The 21,431-nt window shown below is 68.2% G+C and carries 21 protein-coding genes, 1 tRNA gene and 1 pseudogene; 14 read left to right on the top strand and 9 right to left on the bottom strand.

Going from position 1 to position 21,431, the window contains the following annotated elements; translation table 11 throughout:
- Together D477_RS18660 and D477_RS18655 are read left to right on the top strand one after the other, a co-directional pair.
- Positions 1-1,152 (top strand): molybdopterin oxidoreductase family protein (locus D477_RS18660; protein WP_005273531.1); only part of this gene is annotated, 1,152 nt, incomplete at its 5' end.
- Positions 1,149-2,750, top strand: coding sequence for an FAD-dependent oxidoreductase (locus D477_RS18655; RefSeq protein ID WP_005273528.1), 1,602 nt, complete (start codon positions 1,149-1,151; stop codon positions 2,748-2,750). The genes D477_RS18660 and D477_RS18655, both read left to right, overlap by 4 nt.
- A 19-nt stretch (positions 2,751-2,769) precedes the next feature.
- Here the strand turns inward: D477_RS18655 and D477_RS18650 are convergent, their stop codons facing one another.
- Positions 2,770-4,368, bottom strand: a complete 1,599-nt coding sequence (locus D477_RS18650) for a hypothetical protein (RefSeq protein ID WP_150110200.1) — start codon at positions 4,366-4,368, stop codon at positions 2,770-2,772.
- Between the two features lie 452 nt (positions 4,369-4,820).
- On the opposite strand from D477_RS18650, the gene purB reads away from it, so the two are divergent.
- From purB to D477_RS18630, 4 genes are all read left to right on the top strand, one after another.
- A complete protein-coding gene (purB, locus tag D477_RS18645) occupies positions 4,821-6,233 on the top strand; it encodes an adenylosuccinate lyase (RefSeq protein WP_005273521.1) in 1,413 nt (470 codons plus the stop codon).
- Between the two features lie 216 nt (positions 6,234-6,449).
- Positions 6,450-6,523: transfer RNA gene (locus D477_RS18640), tRNA-Met, on the top strand.
- Positions 6,524-6,837: 314 nt separating this feature from the next.
- Positions 6,838-9,099 (top strand): choline BCCT transporter BetT, encoded by a 2,262-nt coding sequence (gene betT, locus D477_RS18635; RefSeq protein WP_005273519.1) that lies wholly within the window; start codon positions 6,838-6,840, stop codon positions 9,097-9,099.
- Between the two features lie 80 nt (positions 9,100-9,179).
- On the top strand, positions 9,180-9,617 hold the full coding sequence (locus D477_RS18630) for an acyl-CoA thioesterase (protein ID WP_005273516.1): 438 nt from the start codon (positions 9,180-9,182) through the stop codon (positions 9,615-9,617).
- A gap of 23 nt (positions 9,618-9,640) precedes the next feature.
- Here D477_RS18630 and D477_RS21425 read toward each other — a convergent pair whose 3' ends face one another.
- Positions 9,641-10,045 (bottom strand): DUF2695 domain-containing protein, encoded by a 405-nt coding sequence (locus D477_RS21425; protein ID WP_005273514.1) that lies wholly within the window; start codon positions 10,043-10,045, stop codon positions 9,641-9,643.
- Between the two features lie 137 nt (positions 10,046-10,182).
- Entirely contained in the window at positions 10,183-11,412 is a 1,230-nt protein-coding gene (rlmN, locus tag D477_RS18620; protein WP_005273509.1) for a 23S rRNA (adenine(2503)-C(2))-methyltransferase RlmN, read from the bottom strand.
- A 55-nt stretch (positions 11,413-11,467) separates the two neighbouring features.
- On the opposite strand from rlmN, the gene D477_RS18615 reads away from it, so the two are divergent.
- Positions 11,468-11,926 (top strand): pyrimidine dimer DNA glycosylase/endonuclease V, encoded by a 459-nt coding sequence (locus D477_RS18615; RefSeq protein ID WP_005273507.1) that lies wholly within the window; start codon positions 11,468-11,470, stop codon positions 11,924-11,926.
- A gap of 63 nt (positions 11,927-11,989) precedes the next feature.
- Here D477_RS18615 and D477_RS18610 read toward each other — a convergent pair whose 3' ends face one another.
- The 3 genes from D477_RS18610 to D477_RS18600 form a co-directional block, all read right to left on the bottom strand.
- A complete protein-coding gene (locus D477_RS18610) occupies positions 11,990-13,189 on the bottom strand; it encodes an aminotransferase class I/II-fold pyridoxal phosphate-dependent enzyme (protein WP_005273504.1) in 1,200 nt (399 codons plus the stop codon).
- A gap of 84 nt (positions 13,190-13,273) precedes the next feature.
- Complete coding sequence (locus D477_RS18605; RefSeq protein ID WP_005273501.1) at positions 13,274-14,110, bottom strand: DNA/RNA non-specific endonuclease; 837 nt, start codon at positions 14,108-14,110, stop codon at positions 13,274-13,276.
- Between the two features lie 117 nt (positions 14,111-14,227).
- Positions 14,228-14,431, bottom strand: coding sequence for a hypothetical protein (locus D477_RS18600; protein WP_005273497.1), 204 nt, complete (start codon positions 14,429-14,431; stop codon positions 14,228-14,230).
- A gap of 302 nt (positions 14,432-14,733) precedes the next feature.
- On the opposite strand from D477_RS18600, the gene D477_RS18595 reads away from it, so the two are divergent.
- The 3 genes from D477_RS18595 (at position 14,734) to trxB (ending at position 16,690) form a co-directional block, all read left to right on the top strand.
- Positions 14,734-15,156: a VOC family protein gene (locus D477_RS18595; RefSeq protein ID WP_005273494.1), complete on the top strand. Its 423-nt coding sequence runs from the start codon at positions 14,734-14,736 to the stop codon at positions 15,154-15,156.
- A 107-nt stretch (positions 15,157-15,263) separates the two neighbouring features.
- Positions 15,264-15,698 (top strand): arsenate reductase ArsC, encoded by a 435-nt coding sequence (locus tag D477_RS18590; RefSeq protein WP_005273492.1) that lies wholly within the window; start codon positions 15,264-15,266, stop codon positions 15,696-15,698.
- 14 nt (positions 15,699-15,712) lie between these two features.
- Positions 15,713-16,690: a thioredoxin-disulfide reductase gene (gene trxB, locus D477_RS18585; RefSeq protein WP_005273489.1), complete on the top strand. Its 978-nt coding sequence runs from the start codon at positions 15,713-15,715 to the stop codon at positions 16,688-16,690.
- 2 nt (positions 16,691-16,692) lie between these two features.
- Here trxB and sigJ read toward each other — a convergent pair whose 3' ends face one another.
- Complete coding sequence (gene sigJ, locus D477_RS18580; RefSeq protein ID WP_005273486.1) at positions 16,693-17,577, bottom strand: RNA polymerase sigma factor SigJ; 885 nt, start codon at positions 17,575-17,577, stop codon at positions 16,693-16,695.
- 81 nt (positions 17,578-17,658) lie between these two features.
- Here sigJ and D477_RS18575 point away from each other — a divergent pair, with 81 nt between their 5' ends.
- Both D477_RS18575 and D477_RS23430 read left to right on the top strand, forming a co-directional pair.
- Positions 17,659-18,315 (top strand): SDR family oxidoreductase, encoded by a 657-nt coding sequence (locus tag D477_RS18575; protein WP_005273485.1) that lies wholly within the window; start codon positions 17,659-17,661, stop codon positions 18,313-18,315.
- Positions 18,303-18,488, top strand: a complete 186-nt coding sequence (locus D477_RS23430) for a hypothetical protein (protein WP_005273482.1) — start codon at positions 18,303-18,305, stop codon at positions 18,486-18,488. Before D477_RS18575 ends, D477_RS23430 begins: the two co-directional genes overlap by 13 nt.
- Before the next feature lie 48 nt (positions 18,489-18,536).
- Here the strand turns inward: D477_RS23430 and D477_RS18570 are convergent, their stop codons facing one another.
- A complete protein-coding gene (locus D477_RS18570; protein WP_005273479.1) occupies positions 18,537-19,388 on the bottom strand; it encodes a LysR family transcriptional regulator in 852 nt (283 codons plus the stop codon).
- Between the two features lie 84 nt (positions 19,389-19,472).
- Here D477_RS18570 and D477_RS18565 point away from each other — a divergent pair, with 84 nt between their 5' ends.
- A complete protein-coding gene (locus D477_RS18565; protein WP_052510849.1) occupies positions 19,473-20,345 on the top strand; it encodes an EamA family transporter in 873 nt (290 codons plus the stop codon).
- Positions 20,346-20,360: 15 nt separating this feature from the next.
- Here D477_RS18565 and D477_RS18560 read toward each other — a convergent pair whose 3' ends face one another.
- Complete coding sequence (locus tag D477_RS18560) at positions 20,361-20,900, bottom strand: TetR/AcrR family transcriptional regulator (RefSeq protein ID WP_005273474.1); 540 nt, start codon at positions 20,898-20,900, stop codon at positions 20,361-20,363.
- A gap of 88 nt (positions 20,901-20,988) precedes the next feature.
- Here D477_RS18560 and D477_RS18555 point away from each other — a divergent pair.
- A pseudogene (locus tag D477_RS18555) lies at positions 20,989-21,431 on the top strand (MFS transporter); the annotation flags it as partial.

Raw genomic sequence — 21,431 nt, 5'->3', positions numbered from 1 at the left:
GCGCTCCTGCTGGGACTGCCCGGCAGCGCACACAGCGGCTACGGCACGCTGACCGGCCAGGGCAATGGACAGGGCGGCCGGGAGCACGGGCAGAAGGCAGACCAGCTGCCCGGCTACCGCAAGATCACCGATCCGGCCGCCCGGAAACATGTCGCCGCCGTCTGGGGCGTACGGCCGGAAGACTTGCCCGGACCGGGCCTGCCCGCCGTCGAAATGCTGGCGTCCCTTGGCAGGCCGGGCGGAGTCCGCTGCCTCTTTGTGCATGGTTCCAACGTGGCTGTTTCCGCGCCGGATGCCAACGCCGTGATCGCAGGCTTGCGGCGGCTCGACTTCCTCGTGGTCGCTGACTTCTTCATGTCCGAAACCGCAGCCGAAGCGGACCTGGTGCTTCCCGTCCTCCAGTGGGCGGAGGAGGAAGGCACCATGACCAACCTCGAAGGCCGGGTCCTGCGCCGCCGCGCCGCCATCGAACCGCCTGCCGGCGCCCGGTCCGAACTGTGGATCATGGCCGAACTGGCACGGAGGCTGGAGGCTCCCTCGGAATTCAGCACGGATCCACGAACGGTCTTCAGCGAACTCGCCAGGGCGTCGGCCGGCGGCCCGGCGGATTACTCCGGCATCAGCTACGAGCTGCTGGAGGGCGGAACCGAAGCGTACTGGCCCTTTCCTGCCGGCTCCACCGGCACCCGGCGCCTGTTCAAGGACGGCTTCGCCCATCCCGATGGCCGGGCCAGGCTGGTTGCGGTCACCCCTGCCGCCCCCGGAGAGGAGCTGCACACGCACGGAACATTGACCCTGGTCACGGGCCGGCTGCTGGAGCACTACCAATCCGGAACACAAACCCGCCGCGTCGCAGAACTTGCCGCCAGCCAGCCCCGGCTGGCCCTGCAGCTGCATCCGGTCACCGCGCACCGCCTCGGCGTTTCGGCTGGCGACGCCGTCGAAGTCAGCAACGACCGCGGCAGCGCTATCGGCATCGCCGACCTGACCCCTGGGATCCGGCCGGACACGCTCTTCCTGCCCTTCCATTTCCCGGGCGACCAAAGTGCCAACCGGCTCACTGCTGCCGCCGCCGACCCTATATCCGGCATGCCCGAATTCAAGACCAGCGCCGTCACCGTGCGGGTACTGGAGAAAGCAGGTGCCCCGTGACTTCACAGCCCGAGCGGATTGCCGTCGTCGGATTCGGGCCCGTCGCCGCCCGCCTCGTCGACGAACTGGTTCCTGCGGTCCGGGAGGGCCGGGTGCAATTGACCGTGATCGGTGCCGAAGCCAGCGCCGCGTATAACCGCGTCCTAGTCGCCGATGTCGGAGTAGGGCGGACCACGGCCGAGGCAATCTCGCTGGCCGACGCGGCCGAACTCCGCGGCCAGGGCGTGAGCGTGCGGCTGGGCCGCAAGGTGCAGCGCATTGATCGGGCGCGCCGGCAATTGCTGCTGGACGACGGCAGCCTCGAGCCCTACGACCGGCTGGTCCTCGCCACTGGCGCCCGGCCGGTCGTCCCGACACTCACCGGCCTCAATCCGGATCCCGCCGCCCTACATCTGCTTCCTCCCGGCGTGACCGCCCTGCGGGACCTGGGCGATGCGTCACGGCTGCACCAGGTCGTTGCCGCCGGCGGACGGGTCATCGTGCTCGGCGGCGGAATTCTGGGCATTGAGGCCGCTCTGGCCGCTGCGGAGGAAGGAGCCTCGGTCACTGTTGTGCATCACGGACTACGGCCCCTCGGACGGAACATCGATACCGGTGGTGGAGCAGTCCTCGCGCTGGCCCTGCGGGCGCGGGGCATCACTCTCGTCTCCAATGCCCGCTCTACCGGGCTTCGCTTCCGCAACCAGCCTGGCGGCAGGCACCGTTTCGATGCCTTGGTGCTCGAGGACGGCACGGAGGTTCCGGCCGACCTGCTGCTGCTTTCCTGCGGTGTCCGCCCGCGGACTGCCCTGGCGGAGGGCTGTGGACTGGCCATCGGCACGGGCATCCTGGTGAACCACGGGCTGGCGGCCGATGCCGAGGGCCGGATCTTCGCGATCGGGGACTGCGCGCAGGTCAACTGCGGGAAGGCCGTCTGCACGGAGTGCCGTCCCGGGTCGGGTGCGCCGCTGGGGCTGATTGCTCCCGGCTGGCGGCAGGCCGAGTTCCTGGCCCGGCGGCTGCTCGCCGCGACCGCCGCAGGCGGCGTTCCGGACGGCAGCGGTCCTGTCGTTCCGGATGCATTCCAGCCAGAACGGCCTCCGGTGATACTGCTCAAGGCACGCGGCGTGGACCTGGCCGCCGCAGGGAACGTGAACGCCGAGCTGTGGGACGACGACGAGGCATCGCAGGGGACGGACGCGCCATCACGCCGGGTTTCCCAGTGGGCGGACCCGGAACACGGCCGGTACGCCAAGATGGTGACGCGCGCGGGCGTGCTGGAGGGCCTGGTCTGCGTTGGCATGCCGCGGACTGCCGCCGAACTCGTGCTGCTCTTTGAACGCGGTGCCGAGCTGCCGGCAGACCGGACGGCCCTGTTCCGGCTCGATGCCCTCGAAGCTCTCTCCGAGGGCGGTGGTCCGGTGGATCCGGACAGTGCTCTTTGCCGCTGCACGGGTGCAACCGTGGGAAGCGTCGAGCAAGCCGTGGCCGGCGGCTGCAGCACAGTGCAGGAGGTGTCCGCCTGCACTCGCGCCGGTTCGGGTTGCGGCAGTTGCAAATCCCGAATCCAGCAACTCATTGACTCGCACCACGGGCTGGAACCCGCGCCCGCCGGATAAGCCAAACGGGCAGGGCGGTTCAATTCGCCCCACCGTCCGCTCGTTCAGACCGCGTTGCCGGCGGCTGGGATGGAGAGCGCCGCTGCTGGTCGGGGTTCCAGATGATTGGCGGCGGGTTGCTGATTCCAGACAGGCTATGTACGGCAGGCGCCGGTGGCCGGTCCTTCATGAAGTCGTAGGGCACCCGTCTGTCTTTCATGAAGTCGAAGGGAACGGGGAGCGGCTTCGGCTTGGGCGGGGGCTGGCGGCGGAGCGTGAAGAGGTGCTGCCGGGCGGCGCCGCCACCGGCCAGGACCGTTCCGAGTGCTGCGGCGCTGTCGGCGACCGAGGCATCCGTGCTGGTCTCGAGCAGCCGGGCTCCCGCGACGTAGTTGGCGAAATCGTGGCCCGGTCCCAGGCCGCCATCCTCGCCCGGAGGTGTGGAGACCTTGTCGGTCAGGGTCACCGTGACCCGGTCCCGGGTGTCCGGGTTCGCTTGCCCGTCGGCGCCCGGCACCCAGTCCTGCTCGTGCTCCAGGTGCAGGCCCCGGGTTCCGGGAGGGAGGGCGACCCCGCCCACCGGCGAGCCGGCGGTAACGACGTACTCCACATTGTGCCGGGCCCGGAAATCCTCGTCTGCGGCCAGGTTCACCGCGTGCATGCCGCCCTGGCTGTAGCCGACCAGCACTACCGGCTCCCCCGCCGCTGCGCCCGCCTCTGCCAAAGCGTCCGAGACGGCAGCAGCGGTGTGCCGGCTGTTGGCGGCGAGCGCTTCGGCCACTCCCGTCTCATCGAACGGGTTGGCGCTGGCCTCAGCTGAACCGGACGTTTGGGTGCCGGGAAGCGTGACCACCCACCGCGTGCCCTCCGGCGAGGGGACTTCCAGGATCTCGATCGTCCCCGGACCCGCGTCCGCGGCGGCTTCGGCCCGTTCCAGCAGCGCGGCGGCGGTGGGTGCAAGCTCAACTTCGCGTGGTTCGGCGGTACAGGCGCGTTTGGCCGCTACCGGGGCGGCGCGGAGCAGGCCGAAGGAGTTGGCGCTGTGCACCAGTACGGCCGCACGCCCCTCAGCGGTCCTGCCGCCTGGCACAGTTTTCAGCAGCAGACCCGCCATGACCGGTGGCACGCCCAGCAATTGCAGCAGCGCGGCCGGGCCGTGATTCACCAGCCGTTCGGCGCCGTCCAGAGTGGGCCGTCCTTCATTTGCCAGTGCGCCGATCGGGGTGCTCAGCCACCAGGTGGACCCGTTGAGCTGGTCCATGCCCCAGGCGGCGGCTGCTTCCGCCAGCCGGTATCTGGCATGGGCGGCTTCGACCTCTTCTGCCAGCCGGCGGATCTCCACGAGGGAAACAGCCAACTGCGCCATGGAGTCCGAGACCGCGTCCTGCGCGAGGAGCCGTCCGGGCACCAGGAACAAGCGCGGACCATGCAGGACCGTCTGGACGAGCAGCAGCTCGCTGTAGACCCCGGCGGCGTCCTCGGCGACGGCAGCCAAGCGCGCCGAAGCATTCAGCAGCTCCTGCCATTGGAAGTTCAGTCCGCCCACGCCGCCGCTGACCCGGTACGAGCCCTCGGCCAGCCCGGGCGGTTCCGGCCACGCCAGCTTCCCTTCGCCGGCCGGCAGGACGAATCCGGTCACGGCCACAGGTCCGAAGCCGACGCTTCAACCGCTGCACCGAAGGACCCGACCGCCGCCGCTGCCCCGCCCACCTCTGCTGCGGCCTGGTCCAGCCGCAACCGGCGCAGCTGCAGGCTGCGGCGGAAGGCCCGGCCGGCGGGCGAGACCCCACGCGTCCATTTCCAGTCCGGCGAGCTGCCCGTTCAGCCGCAGCAGCTCCGCCTCGCAGCTCAGCAGCCGTTGCGCTGCCGCCCTCACTTCGACCGCACCGGCAGCGCCGCCCGGTAGTCCCGGCATCGTACTTGCCCAAAGACTGCTCATGATGCTCCTTTCGCTCGCCACCCACGCTAGGAAGGGCATTCCCGGCAGAGGACCGGCGCGATCGGTTATGTAGACAAGAGGGACGGCCAGCGCGTTGTGGAGGCCGGGTAACGATCCCGGCGGGTGCAGGCGGCCGTGGAAGAATAAGGACCATGGCTGAAACTCCCCGCGTCTCCCTGGCAGAACTTACCCCCGGCATCGCCCTTGGCCCCCTGGACGGCCGCTACCGTTCGGCTGTCGCGCCGCTGGTCGACTACCTGTCCGAGGCGGCGCTGAACCGGGACCGCGTCCATGTGGAGGTCGAGTGGCTCATCCACCTCACCGACCAGTCCGTGCTGCCGGGTACCAGCCCGCTGACGGACGAGCAGAAGGCGGCCCTGCGCCGCATCGTCACGGAGTTCGATGCCGCTTCCATCAAGGAGCTGGCCGAAACCGAGGCGGTCACCGTCCATGACGTCAAGGCCGTCGAGTACTTTATCGGCAACCGCCTGCCCGGGATCGGCATCGGACAGCTGAAGTCCCTCGTGCACTTCGGCTGCACCTCGGAGGACATCAACAACCTCTCCTACGCCGTCGGCATCAAGGGAGCGGTGGAGCAGGTCTGGCTGCCGGCGGCCAGGGCCGTCGTGGGGCAGTTCGCCGCGATGGCCGAGGAGCACCGGGACGTGCCGATGCTCTCGCGTACACACGGCCAGCCGGCCACGCCAACCACGCTGGGCAAGGAGCTCGCGGTCACGGCGCACCGGCTCACCCGCCAGCTGGACCGCATCGAGCGCACCGAGTACCTGGGCAAGATCAACGGCGCCACCGGTACTTACGCGGCCCACTACGCCTCCGTGCCCGGCGCCGACTGGCAGGCGGTTTCGCGCGGCTTCGTCGAGGGCCTGGGCCTGACCTGGAACCCGCTGACCACGCAGATCGAGTCGCACGACTGGCAGGCGGAGCTGTACGCCGACATGGCGCGCTTCAACCGCATCCTGCACAACGCCTGCACGGACATCTGGAGCTACATCTCCATCGGCTACTTCGCGCAGATCCCGGTCGAGGGCGCCACCGGTTCCTCGACCATGCCGCACAAGGTCAACCCCATCCGGTTCGAGAACGCCGAGGCCAACCTGGAGATCTCCAACGGCCTGCTGGACACGCTCGCCGCGACCCTGGTCACCTCCCGCTGGCAGCGCGACCTGACCGACTCGTCCTCGCAGCGGAACATCGGCGTCGCCTTCGGCCACTCCCTGCTGGCCATCTCCAATGTGGCTAAGGGGCTCGAGCGCCTCAACGTCCCGGCCGAAGTGCTCGCCGCCGACCTCGACGAGAACTGGGAGGTGCTCGGCGAGGCAATCCAGATGGTGATGCGCGCCGAGGCCATCGCGGGCGTGGAAGGCATGGACAACCCCTACGAGCGGCTGAAGGAGCTCACCCGCGGGCACCGCGTGGACGCGGACCGCATGAAGGAGTTCGTCTCCGGCCTGGGCCTTTCGGCGGACGCCGAGGCCCGGCTGCTCGCCCTGACCCCGGCCAGCTACAACGGCATCGCCAACCAGTTGGTGGACCACCTGAAGTAGTCCACACCAACGCAAAGCACGACGCCGGAACTTGGGCGGGTTCCGGTGTCGTGCTTGCGTTGGGCGGTGCTCACCAGCCGGAAACCTTCCGGTCACCTTGGGTGCCTACCGTCGGAAACCGACAGCGCGGGCACGGGACCGGACCTTCCCCGGTGAGTGAGACTGCTCACTGAATTCGTCGTTTGGCTCCACCTCGGGCTAATGTGGATAACACGCCGCGGGGTGGAGCAGTTCGGTAGCTCGCCGGGCTCATAACCCGGAGGTCACAGGTTCAAATCCTGTCCCCGCAACTTATCGATTGAACCTCGGTCCGGATTTCCGGACCGGGGTTCAATCGTTTCCAGAGCTTGCCCGACGGCGGATTCACAGTCACCGCCAATCGGCACCGTTGCCTCGAGCCCGCGCCAAGCGCAACGGCGGCGGCGGGGGCCCGCGCTTCAGTTGCACAGGCAGCAGACGCGAAGGCAGCTGCATGGGATGATCAGGGACGTGGAGTCCCCCACAACTTCAGAGCGGACCCCGGCAGGCTCCCGGGGGCACGGCTCCTTGGGAGCGCCGGCCCCCCCGGGGACCGCGGGCATGGCTCGCGCGGGAAGGAGAACGAATGGCAAAGGCTGAAGAGACGCCCACGCCGGACAGCGAGTCCTCGAAAGCGCTCGTTGAACGCAGCCGTTTCGGCGGGACTGAACGACGCAGGAACCACGATCCCGAGGTCGAGGCCCGACGTCCACCTATTTCCAGCACCGAGCTCAGCAAGGGCCCAACAGAACTCGTCGAAAGCCGAGGGCCGCGGGTCAACTGGCGCGTCTTCATCATTTCTTCGATCATCGTCGTCCTGTTCTCCGTCTGGGCGATGGTCGCCCCAACGAACGCGGCCAGCACAATGCGCTCCATGGTCGGTTGGATCGCCACCAACCTGGGCTGGTACTACGTCCTGACCGTCACGCTCGTTATCATCTTCGTCCTCTGGGTAGCCCTCTCCAAGGAGGGCAGCGTCCGGCTCGGGCCCGACCATTCACGTCCCCAATACAACCTGTTCACATGGGTCGCCATGCTCTTCGCCGCAGGCGTGGGCATTGACATGCTCTTTTACTCCGTCACGGGTCCGATCACCCAGTACGTCACGCCCCCGGCGGCTACTCCGCAATCCGCGGCAGCCGCCCAAGATGCGGTGGTCTGGACCATGTTCCACTACGGCGTGGCCGGCTGGTCAATGTACTCACTGCTCGGCATGGCGATGGGTTACTTCGCCTACCGGTGGGGAATGCCCCTATCCATCCGGGCCGCCCTCTACCCGCTGCTGGGCCGGCGGGTGCGGGGTGCAACCGGCGACGTGATCGACATTTTCGCCCTAGTGGGCACGGTGTTCGGCGTGGCCACGTCGATGGGCATCGGCGTCGTCCTGCTCAACGTCGGTTTCAGCTGGCTCTTCGGCCTGCCGGAGGGACTGGCCCTGCAGATCGCCCTCGTGCTGGTCGCCGTTGTCATGACCGTCGCTGCATGCACCTCGGGCGTGGACAAGGGGATCCGGTTGATCTCCGAGCTCAACCTCTGGTCTGCCGGAGCGATGATGCTCTACATCCTCATCACGGGCAAGACGTCGTTCCTGCTGAATGCGATGGTCGAGAACATCGGCCGCTTCGTTTTCTCCTTGCCGGAGCGCACCCTGCAGACCTTCGCGTACGAGGAGGGCGGCTCGGAGTGGATGGCCGGCTGGACCCTGTTCTTCTGGGCCTTCTGGCTGGCTTGGGGACCATTCGTCGGGCTTTTCCTGGCCCGGATCTCGCGCGGCCGGACGCTCCGCGAGTTCGTCATCGCCGCCATTACCGCTCCGGTCCTCTGCGACTTCTTCATCGTCTCGATCTTCGGCAACAGCGCCATGAGCGAGGTCCTCGGCGGAAATACGGAATTCGCGCAGCTGGCGATGGACAGCCCCGAACACGGCTGGTACGCGCTGCTGGAGATGTTCCCGGGTGCACCGTTCCTGATCGGGCTGGCCACGCTGTCCGGCCTGCTGTTCTACCTCACCAGCGCCAACTCCGGTGCCATGGTTATGTCCAACTTCTCCTCCTCCATCCCCGACCCTTCCCAGGACGGAGCCAAGTGGCTGCGCATCTTCTGGGCACTGGTCACGGCCTTCCTCACGGTGGCCATGCTGGTGGCCGGCGGCGTGACCACCATGGAATATGCCACTCTGATCTTCGCCCTGCCGGTCACGATCATCGCGTACCTGGTCATGGCCTCCTTCTCGAAGGTGCTCCGGATGGAGCGGGCCGAGCGCGAAGGACAAGTGCGGCGCCGGCGTTCGACTGCGGCGCACGGCGGCCAGATCCCGGAGAAGACGTGGCGGCAGCGGTTGGCCCAGCTGCGCTACTACCCATCGAAGAAGGCCGTCGCTCAGTTCGTCGACCGGGTCGCGCAGCCGGCCTTGCAGGATGTGTCAAGGGAGTTCAAGGCGCTTGGCTATGAGGCAGAGCTCACCTCAACGCCGAATCCGGAAACCGGCATCGACGAGCACACGCTCGTCGTGAATATGGCCGATCACCGCAACTTCCACTATCAGGTCGCCGCGGTCGAGGCACCAGTGCCGATGTTCGGTGCCCGCAGCATGTCCCGGGAGATCGACACTTACTGTCGTCTCGAGGTGTTCACACAGACGGGCACTGAGGGCTACGACCTCATGGGCCTGAGCCGGCAGCAGATCATCGACGATGTCCTCGACCGCTACGAGGCGCACCTCGCATTCCTCAAGTATTCAAGCGAGCATGCCTATGCCTCGGTGCTGACTCCTGTTATGCCACCGACAACCGATTCGATCCCCCACGTGCCTGAAAAGGCCGACGACGTCGAGCGCCTCGACGAATGACCGTGCCTGCGGTTTCGTGGCGCGGGGATCGGCGGCGCGAATATCCGGCGATCCCCCCTAACGTCCGCTACTGTCGTTCCATGGAGAACGGCGACATCACTTTCCACACCCGCAAGTGGGTGCGGCCCGAAGACCTCAATGCCAACGGCACGCTGTTCGGCGGCAGCCTGCTTCGCTGGATCGATGAAGAGGCCGCCATCTACGCCATCATCCAGCTCGGCAACGGTATGGCGGTGACCAAGTACATGTCCGAGATCAACTTCGTCAGCTCAGCGGAGCAGGGCGACCTGATCGAGATGGGGCTGACGGCAACACATTTCGGCCGCACCTCGCTGACGATGCGGGCGGAGGTGCGGAACATGTTCACGCGCCAGTCCATCCTGACCATCGAAAAGATCGTGTTCGTCAACCTGGGCGAGGACGGCAAGCCCGCCCCGCACGGCTACACGGAAATCACCTACTCAAGGGACCGTGTTCCGCGCCAGCACCTGGAGCGCATGCCGCCGCGGCAAGGGTGACGGGAGGGCCTGTCCGGCGGAATTCACCACCAGCGGTAGACGCGGCCGCCGGGCGGGCGCCAGCGAGGCCTCCACAACCGGCACGGCTGAGTTGAGCCGCGGCGGACCTGCTGGCAGGGCGGGAGCGGGTCGGGCTGGTGCTCCGCGCAGTAGCCGCCCGGATCCCAGAGGTCGGCATTGGGCTCGTAGCCGTTCGCGAAGATTTCGCAGTCGCAGTAGCCGCCTTTGGCCGCGAGCCTGGCTTCGAGCCCCGTAGCCCGCGGCGCCATCAGGTCCCGGTAGTGCCGGGCCCAGATGAGGCCGTTGCAGCCGAACTCGAGCATCCGGTAGGTGTAGCAGAGCAGGCATTCACCCGGCTTGGGCAGCGTCAGTTGATCCGAGAGCAGCCGGAGCTGTCCCTCGATGTCCGGCACTTGTTGGTCGTCCACGAAAGCACCCCTTTCCTTTCGAACAGGGTTCCAGCCACCGTGCGGCGGTGGCAGGGCCTGCGTGCAGGATGTGGAAAGGGCGTCCTCCAAGGGCCTTCTGGAGGGGAAGTAGAAACGAATGCGCTCCGCCGGAAAGGCTACTCGGCGGCGGCAAGCTGGCCGCAGGCGCCGTCGATCTCCTTGCCGCGGGTGTCGCGCAGGGTGGTGGGGATGCCGGCGGCATTGAGCCGGCCGACGAATTCGCGCGTGACCTCCGGCTCCGAACTGGTCCAGATGGAGCCCGGCGTCGGATTCAGCGGGATCGGGTTCACGTGCACCCAGCCGCGGCCGCGCTTGTTCAGCTTCTTGGCCAGCAGGTCGGCGCGCCAGGCGTGGTCGTTCATGTCCTTGATCAGCGCGTACTCGATGGAGACGCGCCGGCCCGTCCGCTGGTAGTAGCCGTAGGCGGCGTCCAAGGCCTCGTCGACCTTCCAGCGGGAGTTCACTGGAATGAGCTCGTCGCGCAGCTCGTCGTCCGGGGCGTGCAGGCTGAGTGCGAAGGTGAACGGCAGGTTCTCGTCCGCCAGCTTGTTGATCGCCGGGACCAGGCCGACCGTGGAGACCGTGATGCCGCGGGCGCTCATGCCCAGGCCCTCGGGCGCCTCGTCCACCATGCGGTGCACGGCGTTCATGACGCGCTTGTAGTTGGCCAGCGGCTCGCCCATCCCCATGAACACAATGTTGGTGACGCGCTCGGCATCGTGGCCTGCACCGCCATCGTTATTGCGGCGCTTGCCGCCCAGCCCGCCCTCGGCAATGACCCGGTTGGCCTGCACAATCTGGTCCAGGATTTCCGCCGTCGACATGTTGCGGGTCAGCCCGGCCTGGCCGGTGGCGCAGAACGGGCAGTTCATGCCGCAGCCGCACTGGCTGGACACGCACAAAGTGATCCGGCCGGGGTAGCGCATCAGCACTGATTCGACGAGCGAGCCGTCGAAGAGCCGCCAGAGGAACTTGATGGTGTCGCCGTTGTCCGTGGTGAGCCGCTTGACCTCGGTCAGCAGCTTCGGGAAGAACGTCTCGGCCAGCTCGGCGCGGCGGTCCTTGGGCAGGTCGCTCATCCGCTCCGGGTCGGTGGTGTAGTGCTGGAAGTAGTGCGTGGAGAGCTGCTTGGCGCGGAACGCCGGCAGGCCCAGCTCCTTCATCTTTTCCTGCCGCTCGGCCAGCGTCAGGTCGGCCAGGTGGACCGGCGGCTGCTTGACCCGAGGGGACTTAAACTGCAGCAGAGGCCGTCCCTCGGTGGTGACGGCCTGCTCCCAGCCCTCGGTCGCGGGACGCACCTGTGGCCGGTCGGAAATGACTTGGGGGGAAGAATTCTGCGAAGACATTGGCACTATTGTCTCATACGGACTAGAGTTCTCCTTTTGCCCTACGCTGGCAGGGATGCGTTTATGGAGCCTGCACCCCCGCTACCTGGATACGAAGGGCCTGGTGGCCTGCTGGCGGGAGAGCCTGCTGGCGCAGAAAGTGCTGGCCGGCGCCACGAAGGGCTACCGCAACCATCCGCAGCTGGTGCGCTTCCGGGCCGCCGCAGATCCCCTTGCGGCCGTCGGCGCGTACTTGGACGGTCTGGCCGAAGAGGCTTCCACCCGCGGCTACCGCTTCAACACGTCGCTGATCCTCACGCCCGAACCGGCGGCCGGAGTGCCCGCTGTACCGCGGCTCCCGGTCACCGAGGGGCAGCTGGTCTACGAGCGGGAGCATCTGCTCGCCAAGCTGGCCGTCCGCGACCCCGCGCGGCGCGAACAGCTGGCACCGGGGACGCCCACCGGCCTTCCGGCGGTCCACCCGCTCTTCACCGTCGTCGCCGGGCCGGTCGAAGAATGGGAGCGGACCGGCTGAGTTCAGGGGCGCCGCTGCTGGGACCGGCTGAGCTCAGGGGCGCAAGGTCCGGCCCTAGGCCACTCAGCGGCGCTGCTGGAACCGGACGATGCGCTCCACCGCTTCCGCGACGGCGTCCTTGCCGGCGGCGAAGGACAGCCGCACGGAACGGCGCCCGTTGACGGCATCGAAATCCGATCCCGGCACCAGCGCGACGCCTTCTTCCTCGAGCAGCGCGCGGCAGTATTCCGGCGAGTCGGCGAAGCCCGCGAGCTGTCCGCCGAGGTCGGCATAGAGATAGAAGGCGCCGTCCGCCGGCGCAGCCGTCCCCCACTGCAGCCGGTCGAGGTTGTCCAGCAGCACCCGCCGGATTCCGGCGAACTCCGCGACGGCGGCGTCCGCTTCGGCATACGACTCCGGTTTGAAAGCCTCGACCGCGGCCAGCTGCGCCGGGGTCGGCGGACACAGCGCCACGTTGCCGGCGAGCGCATCCATGGCCGGCGCCAGGTCCTTGGGCATCAGGGCCCAGCCGAGCCGCCAGCCGGTCATGCCCCAGTACTTGGAGAAGGAGGAAACAACGACGCCGGTCCGGTCCAGTTCCCACGCGCATACGCCTTTGGCATCGGGTGCCTGGGGGTCGGCGTAGGTGATGCCGTGGTAGATCTCGTCGCTGACCAGCCGCACGCCATGCGCCCCGCACCAGCCGGTCAGCGCTTCCAGTTCGGCGCGCGAGACCATGGTGCCGGTCGGGTTGGCCGGCGAGGCGAGGACCAGTCCGGCCAGGCCGCCGTGCCGGGCCGCGGCTTCCTCGAGCAGGGCCGGGGTGGGCTGGTAGCGCTCCTGCGGGCCGCAGTCGATCTCGACGACTTCGCAGCCGAGCGCGGCCAGGATGTTGCGGTAGGCGGGATAGCCGGGGCGGGCCAGCGCCACCCGGTCGCCCGGGTTGAAGGCCGCAAGGAAGGACAGCATGAAGGCGCCCGATGAACCGGTGGTGACGGCGACGTCGTCGTCCGTTACCTCCAGTCCGTACCAGCGGCGGTAGTGCCCGGCGATCGCCTCCCGCAGCTCCCTCACGCCGAGCGCGCTCGTGTAGGTCAGCGGCAGCGCGAGGCCGTGGATCTCCGCCGCCTTGGCCGAGACCGCGCTCGGGGCACCGGCGGAGGGCTCCCCTGCGCAGAGCGAGATGACGTCGCGGCCGGCGGCGCGCATGTCCGCCACGCGCTGCAGGATGTTCATGACTTCGAAGTGCGGCACTCGGGCGCGGTCGGCGATCTTCAGGCTCACGGGCGGCTCCTTGCGGCGGGCTTGGCAGGCTGCCTCCAGCTTCGCACACTGCCCGGCGCAGCCCGCGGTCGCCTGCCCGGTCCGTCAGGCCTGCCCGGGCAGCAGGACGATCTGCTCGAAGCGATCCAGCAGCCGCCAGCGGGGCTGGCCGGCGCGTGCTCCCGGGGCGGGCACGAAGCGGTCGGCCGCGGCCAGCTGCTCCAGCCCCAGCCCGGTCAGGTCCTGCACGTCGGCCACCGGAACCTGGAACGTGCGGAACGGCCCCAGCGGCGGGGTGCTGCCTTCTGCCGCGCGCAGGGCGGTCTGGCGCTCCTGTTCGAGCTCGTCCAGCAGCGGCGACTGGTCCAGGATGTACGCGGTGGCGGCCAGCCCATCGGCCCCGTGCCAGGCGGCAACCTTCCAGAACAGCAGCGGGATGGCGAAGCCCCGGTACGGCGGATCCGCCGGATCCAGGACCGGGCCCGTGAACACGCTCAGCCGCGCGTCGTGCTGGTCCGCATGCTCCAGCACGTAGTCCTCCAGCCCGAGCCAGAGTTCCTTCGACTGGTTGAAGGTGTTCACCTGAGGCGCCGCGTTGGTGTAGAAGAACGTCTCGGTGTTGGCCTTCGCAGCATCGGCCGCACTCCCCCAGACGGGGTCGCGGCGGCGAACCAGGTGCCCGCGGTCCAGATCGTTGTTCCGGTACAGCTCCTCGCCGGCCTGCAGGTTCGCCGCCACCCGGGGATCCAGGCGCCAAGTATCGTCCCGGCCCACCTGCCGCAGCGCACCGCCGTCGATATTGACTGCCGTGAGTTCCGCGAGCCGGCGCTCGGTGTTGAGCAAGATGGTGAAGTGCGTGTAGTCCAGTACCTTCGCCGCGGTGGCCGCGCGGGGCAGCTCCACGGCGGTGTGCAGGAAATCAGCGTTGTAGCCCAAAGTCATGCTTCACACTACCTGCCGGAGTTTTAACGCCGGCAGGCCCGGCAGCCAAACAGCAGTTGAAATCCACACAACCGCCAGGCGACCGCCCGGCCTGGCACGGTCCCGGCGCGCAGCAGCTCAGTCGACGAATTCGGACTGCGTCTCGATGAAGTCCCAGTCCCGCTTGGAGAGCGTCTGCTCCTTCAGGTCGGGACCGCCGGCGTCATACACCTCGAGCGCGACATCCGGATCGATCACCTCGGCACCGTTGTGCCCGCGGAACCACTGCTTGGTCGCCGTATGCAGCTCCGGCCACCACTGTTCAATGCTCTTCTCGGCCATTCCGCGCACCCTCCCTGGTCGTTTGCTTCAACCGTAGGCGCGGCCCACCTTCCGTTCAAGGGCGCGGCCGGATCCACGTACGACGCCGGCCGGACCGGTTCCAAGGGTGTGTCGCCACCCAGCGAGGCCAGCCAGCGACGCCAGGCAGATGCAGCAGGAACCGGTGGAGCGGCCCTTGCCAAAGGCGTGCCACCGGTGCCAGTCTGAACGCTGTCAGTGGACAACTTGCACTGCACCCGCCGGGTGCCGCCCGGTTCGCAACACCCAAACCAGCACGTCGGACCGATCCGTGAGGACCATCTATGACACGCATGATTTTCCCGAACCTTCCCGTCGCCGACCTGGCCAAGGCCACCGGCTTCTACACCGGTCTGGGCTTCGAAAAGAACCCACAGTACAGCAATGACGACGCTTCGGCCATCGTCATCTCGGACACCATCGTGGTGATGCTGCTGCAGCAGGAGTTCTTCAAGGGCTTCCTGGCCGAGGGCGATACGCCGCACCTGACCTCGGACGCCAAGGAAGTGCTGAACTGCCTCAGCTGCGACTCGCGCGAGGAAGTGGACAGCCTGGTGCAGAAGGCCCAGGACAACGGCGGCACCGTCTACCAGCCCGCCGCGGAAAGCATGCCCGGCATGTACGGCGCCTCGGTGGCGGACCCGGACGGCCATGTCTGGGAGCTGCTCTACATGTCGCCGGAGGCCACCGCGCCGCACGAGGCCTAATCCAGGTTGGCGCGGACCCCTTGCTAGTCGCCCCGGTTCTTGCTGGACTGTTCTAGACAGCCGGCCGGGGCGAACCCAGCGCACGCTGCGGAAGAGAGGGATCCGCCATGATCGACAACGACAGCCACACGCCCACAGTTCTCTTTGTCTGCGACCACAACGCCGGCCGTTCCCAGATCGCGGCGGCGTACCTGAACCAGCTCGGGCGCGGCGCCATCGTGGCCCGCTCTGCCGGCGCGAAACCTGCCGCGCAGGTGCATCCCGCCGTCGTGCAGGCGATGGCCGAGGACGGCATCGACCTATCGCGCGAGAAGCCGAAGGAGCTCACGAACGAGGCGCTGCAGGACGCGAACATGGTCATCACCCTCGGCGGCAGCGATGCGGTCCGGGTGATCCCGGGCCGCAAGTACGAGGACTGGCAGGTCAAGCATCCGGCGGGCGAGTCGCTGGCGCACATCCGCCCGCTGCGTGACGACATCAAGGCACGGGTGCAGGAGCTGGTCTCCGAGCTGCTCCCGGCCATCCATCCGGACGCCAACTGACGCAAGGAACAACGATGGAGACGGACAAGCTCATCATCATCGGGTCCGGTCCGGCGGGCTACACAGCGGCCGTCTATGCGGCGCGTGCGGGCCTGGTGCCGCGTGTGATCGCCGGCGCGGTCACTGCCGGCGGAGCACTGATGAACACCACCGAGGTGGAGAACTTCCCGGGTTTCCCGGAAGGCATCCAGGGGCCGGACCTGATGGAGCAGATGCGCGCCCAGGCGGAGAAGTTCGGCGCCATCATCGAGTACGACGACGTCTCCTCCGTTTCGCTCAAGGGCCACCTCAAGGAGGTGGTGACAATGGGCGGCAACACCTACAAGGCGCCGGCGGTCATCCTCGCCACAGGCTCCGCATACAAGGAGCTCGGCTTGCCGGAGGAGAAGATGCTCTCCGGCCATGGGGTGTCCTGGTGCGCCACGTGCGACGGCTTCTTCTTCCGGGACCAGGACATCATCGTGGTGGGCGGCGGCGACTCGGCGATGGAAGAGGCCCTCTTCCTGACCCGCTTCGGCAAGAGCGTCACGGTGGTGGTCCGCCGCGACGCGCTCCGGGCATCGAAGATCATGGCCATGCGTGCCCGCGACAACGAGAAGATCCGCTTCGAGTGGAACAGCGCCGTCACCGCCATCCTCGGGGATACCAAGGTCACGGGTGTGACCCTGACCGACACCGTCAGCGGAGACACCCGGGAACTGCCCGCCAACGGGCTGTTCGTGGCGATCGGCCACCTGCCGCGCACGGAGCTGGTCAAGGGGCAGGTCGAGCTGGACAGCGAGGGCTACATCAAGGTCGACTCCCCCACCACCTGCACCAACCTGGACGGCGTCTTCGCCTGCGGCGACGCGGTGGATCACCGCTACCGGCAGGCCATCACCGCGGCCGGCACCGGATGCTCCGCGGCGCTGGACGCCGAACGCTATTTGGCCGCGCTGGACGACGCCGACAGCATCGCCACCGCGCTGGTCGAAGAGGAAACACACGCCTGACGTCAGCCGCTCCAATCGCCCAGGTCGAGCGCGCTGAGCCGTGCCGGGTCGGCGAGCACGTCGATGGCAACGATACGCCCGTTCCTGACCGTGAAGCCCATGACGGAGAGCGGCTGGCCGTGCGGCGCCACCACAACGCCCGCCGCACCGTTGACCAGGGCCGGGCGCACGAAGGGGGCCAGCTTCGTGTAGGTGACGGCCTGGCCAGCCACGGCTTGGGCACCGCGGAGGAGCGCCGTTGCCGCGGTCCGGCCCGCCCCGCCGTCCGCCCTCAGTACGACGTCCGGATCCAGCACGGCCACCAGTGCGGTGAAGTCCCCGTTGCGCGAGGCCGCGAAGAAGGCGTCCACCGCCTCACGCTGCTTCCCGGGATCGGGCTCCGGTACCGGAGCTCCTTCCTGCACCCGGCGCCTGCCCCGGCTGGCCAGCTGCCGGGCGGCCGCCGGCGTCCGGTCGACGATGGGCGCAATCTCCTCGAACGGGACGGTGAACAAGTCGTGCAGCACGAATGCCAGACGCTCCGCGGGAGCCAGGGTATCCAGCACCACGAGCATCGCCAGCCCCACCGAGTCGGCCAGGATCGCCTCGCGCTCCGGACCGGCGGCGTCGGGCCGCGTGACGAGCGGGTCCGGCATGTGCACGCCCAGGGGCTGCTCGCCGCGCTGGTTCCGCGCTCGCAGCAGGTTCAGGCAGACCCGGGAGGCGATGGTGGTCAGCCAGCCGCCGAGGTTCTCCACCTGGGCTGTTCCGGCCCGGTTGGCCCGCAGCCACGTCTCCTGGACGGCGTCCTCCGCCTCGCTCAGTGAGCCGAGCATGCGGTACGCCACTGCCTTCAAGTGGCTGCGGTGCTCCTCGAATTGCGCTGCCAGCACTTCGGATCCACCCATCGGTCACATTCTCCCGCCGCGAAGTGTCATTGCTGTGTGGCCATCAGCCACTCCATCAAATTCCTCCCAAGGAGAGCAACCATGCAGCACTACCAAAGCACCGGAGGTCCAACCGCTGAAGCCCCCATCCTGGTTACGGGCGGGACCGGCACCCTCGGACGGCTCGTCGTCGCACGCCTGCAGGACAGCGGCCGGCGGGTCCGGATCCTCAGCCGGCACCGGCACGACAACACCGGGGGCACCGAATTCACCGCCGGCGATCTGGCCAGCGGCGAAGGAATCGAGGCCGCCGTCGAAGGTGTCAGGACCATCGTGCACCTGGCCGGCAGCGCGGCAGGAGACGACGTCAAGGCCCGGAACCTGGTCAACGCTCTGGCACCGGCGGGAGCGGCGCACCTCGTCTACATCTCCGTGGTCGGCGCCGACCGCATTCCCGTGGCCGGCCGCATGGACCGGGCCATGTTCGGCTACTTCGGGTCAAAGTACGCGGCCGAGCGCATCATCGCCGGATCCGGCATTCCCTACACAACCCTGCGCGCCACCCAGTTCCACCAGCTGCTGCTGCAGGCGGCCGCAGGAATGGCGAAGCTGCCGGTCATTCCGGTGCCTTCCGGCTTCCGGTTCCAGCCTATCGACGCAGCGGATGTCGCTGACCGTCTGACGGACCTTGCCCTCGGGGCCCCTCGGGCCTGGTCCCGGACATGGGCGGGCCAAGGACCTATCCAATGGACGCGCTGATCCGGCTCTACCTCGAATCCGTGGGCAAGCGCCGGCCGCTGTTGCCGCTGCCGCTTCCGGGCCAGGCCGCGCGGGCCTTCCGGGCCGGGGCAAACCTCACGCCGGAGCACGCCGTGGGCCTACGGACCTGGGAAGAGTTCCTGTCCGAGCGGGCCGATCGCGTCCGCTCGTAGCCCGCCGGCGTGCGAAACCACGGCCATGAGCGGCTTCGCGGGCCGGCCTCAGGCGTAGATTCGGGCCAGGAGCTCGACGACTTCCCTGCGTGCGGCCGGTGGATCCAAGCGGGACCAGGCGGCGTAGACCTGCACCGGCGGCGCGTCCCGCACCGGGCGGTAGACAAGCCCGGGGCGGCGGTATTGATGGGCCGTGGATTCGGCGGTAATGCCGCGCGCCCGGCCGCTGCCGATGACGGTGAGCCAGTCGTCGACATCCTCGATGGAGATGGTCCGTTCCGGTTGCCGGTCGTCCGGCCACAGGTCCAGCCGGGTGCTTCCGGTGCGTAGGTCCAGGGCCACCGGCGAGCTGGCCACCTGTGCGAGGGTAACGCTGCGCTTGCCGGCCAGCGGGTCGCTGGAAGCCATCGCGCAGTACCGTTTTTCGACGCCGATGGCCACCAGCTCGAGGCTTCTGTTGTCCGGGATGCGGCGCAGGATGGCAAGGTCGCTGATTCCTTCGGCTAGTCCGGCCGTTGGCGTGTTGGACCGGATCAGGCGCAGCTCGCTGTGCGGCAATGCGCTCGCCCATTCCCGCTGGAATGCTGGAGTGTGCTTGCCCAAGGCAGACCAGGCGTAGCCCACCCGAACCGTGCTGCCGCCGTCGTGTACCTCCTGCCGTAGCTCGGTAAGGAGGATGAGCATTTGGCGTGCACGGCGGACGACTCGCTCCCCGGCCTGCGTTGGCTCGACGCTGCGGGTGGTCCGGTGGAGCAGGCGGACGTCGAGTGCCCGCTCCAGGGCCGCAACATGCCGGGATACCGCGGCCTGGGAAATACCAAGGTCGATGGCGGCATCGGTGAAGCTGCCTGCCTCGACCACGCCGACGAAGGAACGCAGGTAGCGCAGTTCGACGTCCATTACCGCAGTCTATTGATGCAGAAAGCGTATGGGCAGGCAGGTTCTGCATTTTGCCGCCGCGTCGGGCTCGCGCACACTCCGGGTATGGATGCGAAGGGGACGGACAACGGGGGCTTGGCCCGCGGCGCGGCGACCTTGGTGGCCAGTGCCTTGTCTACGCAGCTCGGCGCGGCAAGCGGGTCGCTAGCATTTCCCGGCATGGGTCCGATCGGCGTCGTTGCTGTCCGCCAGTACATCGCCGCGGCGGTGTTGCTGCCGCTGGTCCGCCCGCGGCTCCGCGCACTGACCCGCCGGCAGTGGTGGCCGGTGCTGTTGCTCGCGCTGGTCTTTGGCACGATGAACCTTGGCCTTTATGCGGCCATCGAGCGGATCGGCCTCGGCCTGGCGGTGACGCTCGAGTTCCTCGGCCCTCTCTCGGTTGCCCTGCTCAGCGCGCGTACCGCCTTCAACGCATGCTGCGCCGTGGTGGCGGGGGCCGGTGTTGTGGCGATTGCCAGGCCGGAAGCGTCGACGGACTATGCCGGGATCGGACTGGCCTTGGCGGCCGCGGCCAGTTGGGCGGCCTACATTGTGCTGAACAAAACCGTGGGCGCCCGCATCCCGGGCATCGAGGGAACGGCCACAGCAACCGGCATCTCGGCCATGCTGTTCCTGCCGGTCGGGGCCTTCCTCTTCCTGGTCCGGCCCCCGGACGGCTTCACGGTCCTGTGCGCGATCGGTGCCGGTGTGCTGGCCTCAGCCGTGCCCTATGTCGCGGACCTAACAGCCCTGCGGCGGGTTCCGGCGAACGTCTTCGGAATCCTGATGAGCATCAATCCGGTCTTCGCCGCGCTGATTGGCGTCCTCGCGCTGCAGGAGAGCCTCGGAGCCGCTGAATGGACCGGCATCGCCCTGATCGTCACTGCGAACGTCCTCGCGCTCGTCCTCCGGGACCGGGCTGAGGGTGGGAAGCCATAGGGCTTCGCCGCTCGGTCAGTTCCGCGCTACGAGTGCGTCGACCTGTTCGAGCAGGGCTTCCATTTCGCCGTCGGTCACCTCGGACGAGAGCGCGCTGCCGGAGAAGAAGGTGGCGCTGTAGTACAGCCCGTCCCCCATCAGCTTGATCGCCTGGGCCAGCGGGCGGCTGCCGAGCGCCTGCTCCAGCGCCTTGAGCCAGAGGTCCTGGATCCGCGCGAAGGCCTGGGCGGCGGCCGGGTGGCCCTGCTGTACAAGGCGGGCGACGGCGACGATCGCGCGGTCCAGCGGCGAGTCGACGTACAGCGAGGTCCGGACGTAGTAGCGCGCTGCGCCTTCGGAGGCCGCGCCGATTTTCTCCGCGTCCTCGGCGGTCAGGGCCTCCAGCCGTTCGCAGAGGCCTTCCACCATGGACTCCTTAGACGGGAAGTGGTAGAGCAGGCCGCCCTTGGAGACGGCGGCGGCGGCGGCTACGGCGTCCATGGTGGCGGCGCGTTCACCCTCCTTGATGAGGATGTCTTCAAAGCTGTCGAGGATCCGGTCTTTCGCGCTGGCCATGGGTCTATCCTACGGCTCGCCGAGTTTGTTTCTAAACCGTCCAGACGGTACAGTTCTTTCATCCCGTTCTCTTTCCAGGAGGTGCAGTATGCTCACAACCACCCAACTTGCCGGCCGCAAGGAGTGGACGGCCCTGGCCGTGCTCATGCTGCCTGTGCTGCTGGTCGCCGTGGACAACACGGTGCTGGGCTTCGCACTCCCGGCCATCTCCCTGGAATTCAGCACGAGCGGCACCATGCTGCTGTGGATCATCGACATCTATCCGCTGGTGCTGGCCGGACTGCTGGTGGCCATGGGCAGCCTGGGCGACCGGTTCGGCCGCCGCCGCATGCTCATGACCGGCGCCGCCGGGTTCGCCGCCTTCTCCGCGGTGGCCGCCTTCTCCAGCAGCGCAGAAATGCTGGTGGCGGCGCGGGCCGGGCTGGGCGCCTTTGGCTCCATGCTCATGCCGGCCACCCTCTCGCTGATCCGCAACATCTTCGTCGACCGCACCAGCGCCGSCTGGCGATCGCGGTCTGGGCGCCGGGTTCT

It is taken from the genome of Arthrobacter crystallopoietes BAB-32, from assembly GCF_000328305.2.
Classification (GTDB): domain Bacteria; phylum Actinomycetota; class Actinomycetes; order Actinomycetales; family Micrococcaceae; genus Crystallibacter; species Crystallibacter crystallopoietes_A.
This window is presented reverse-complemented; position numbering and strand designations above follow the sequence as displayed.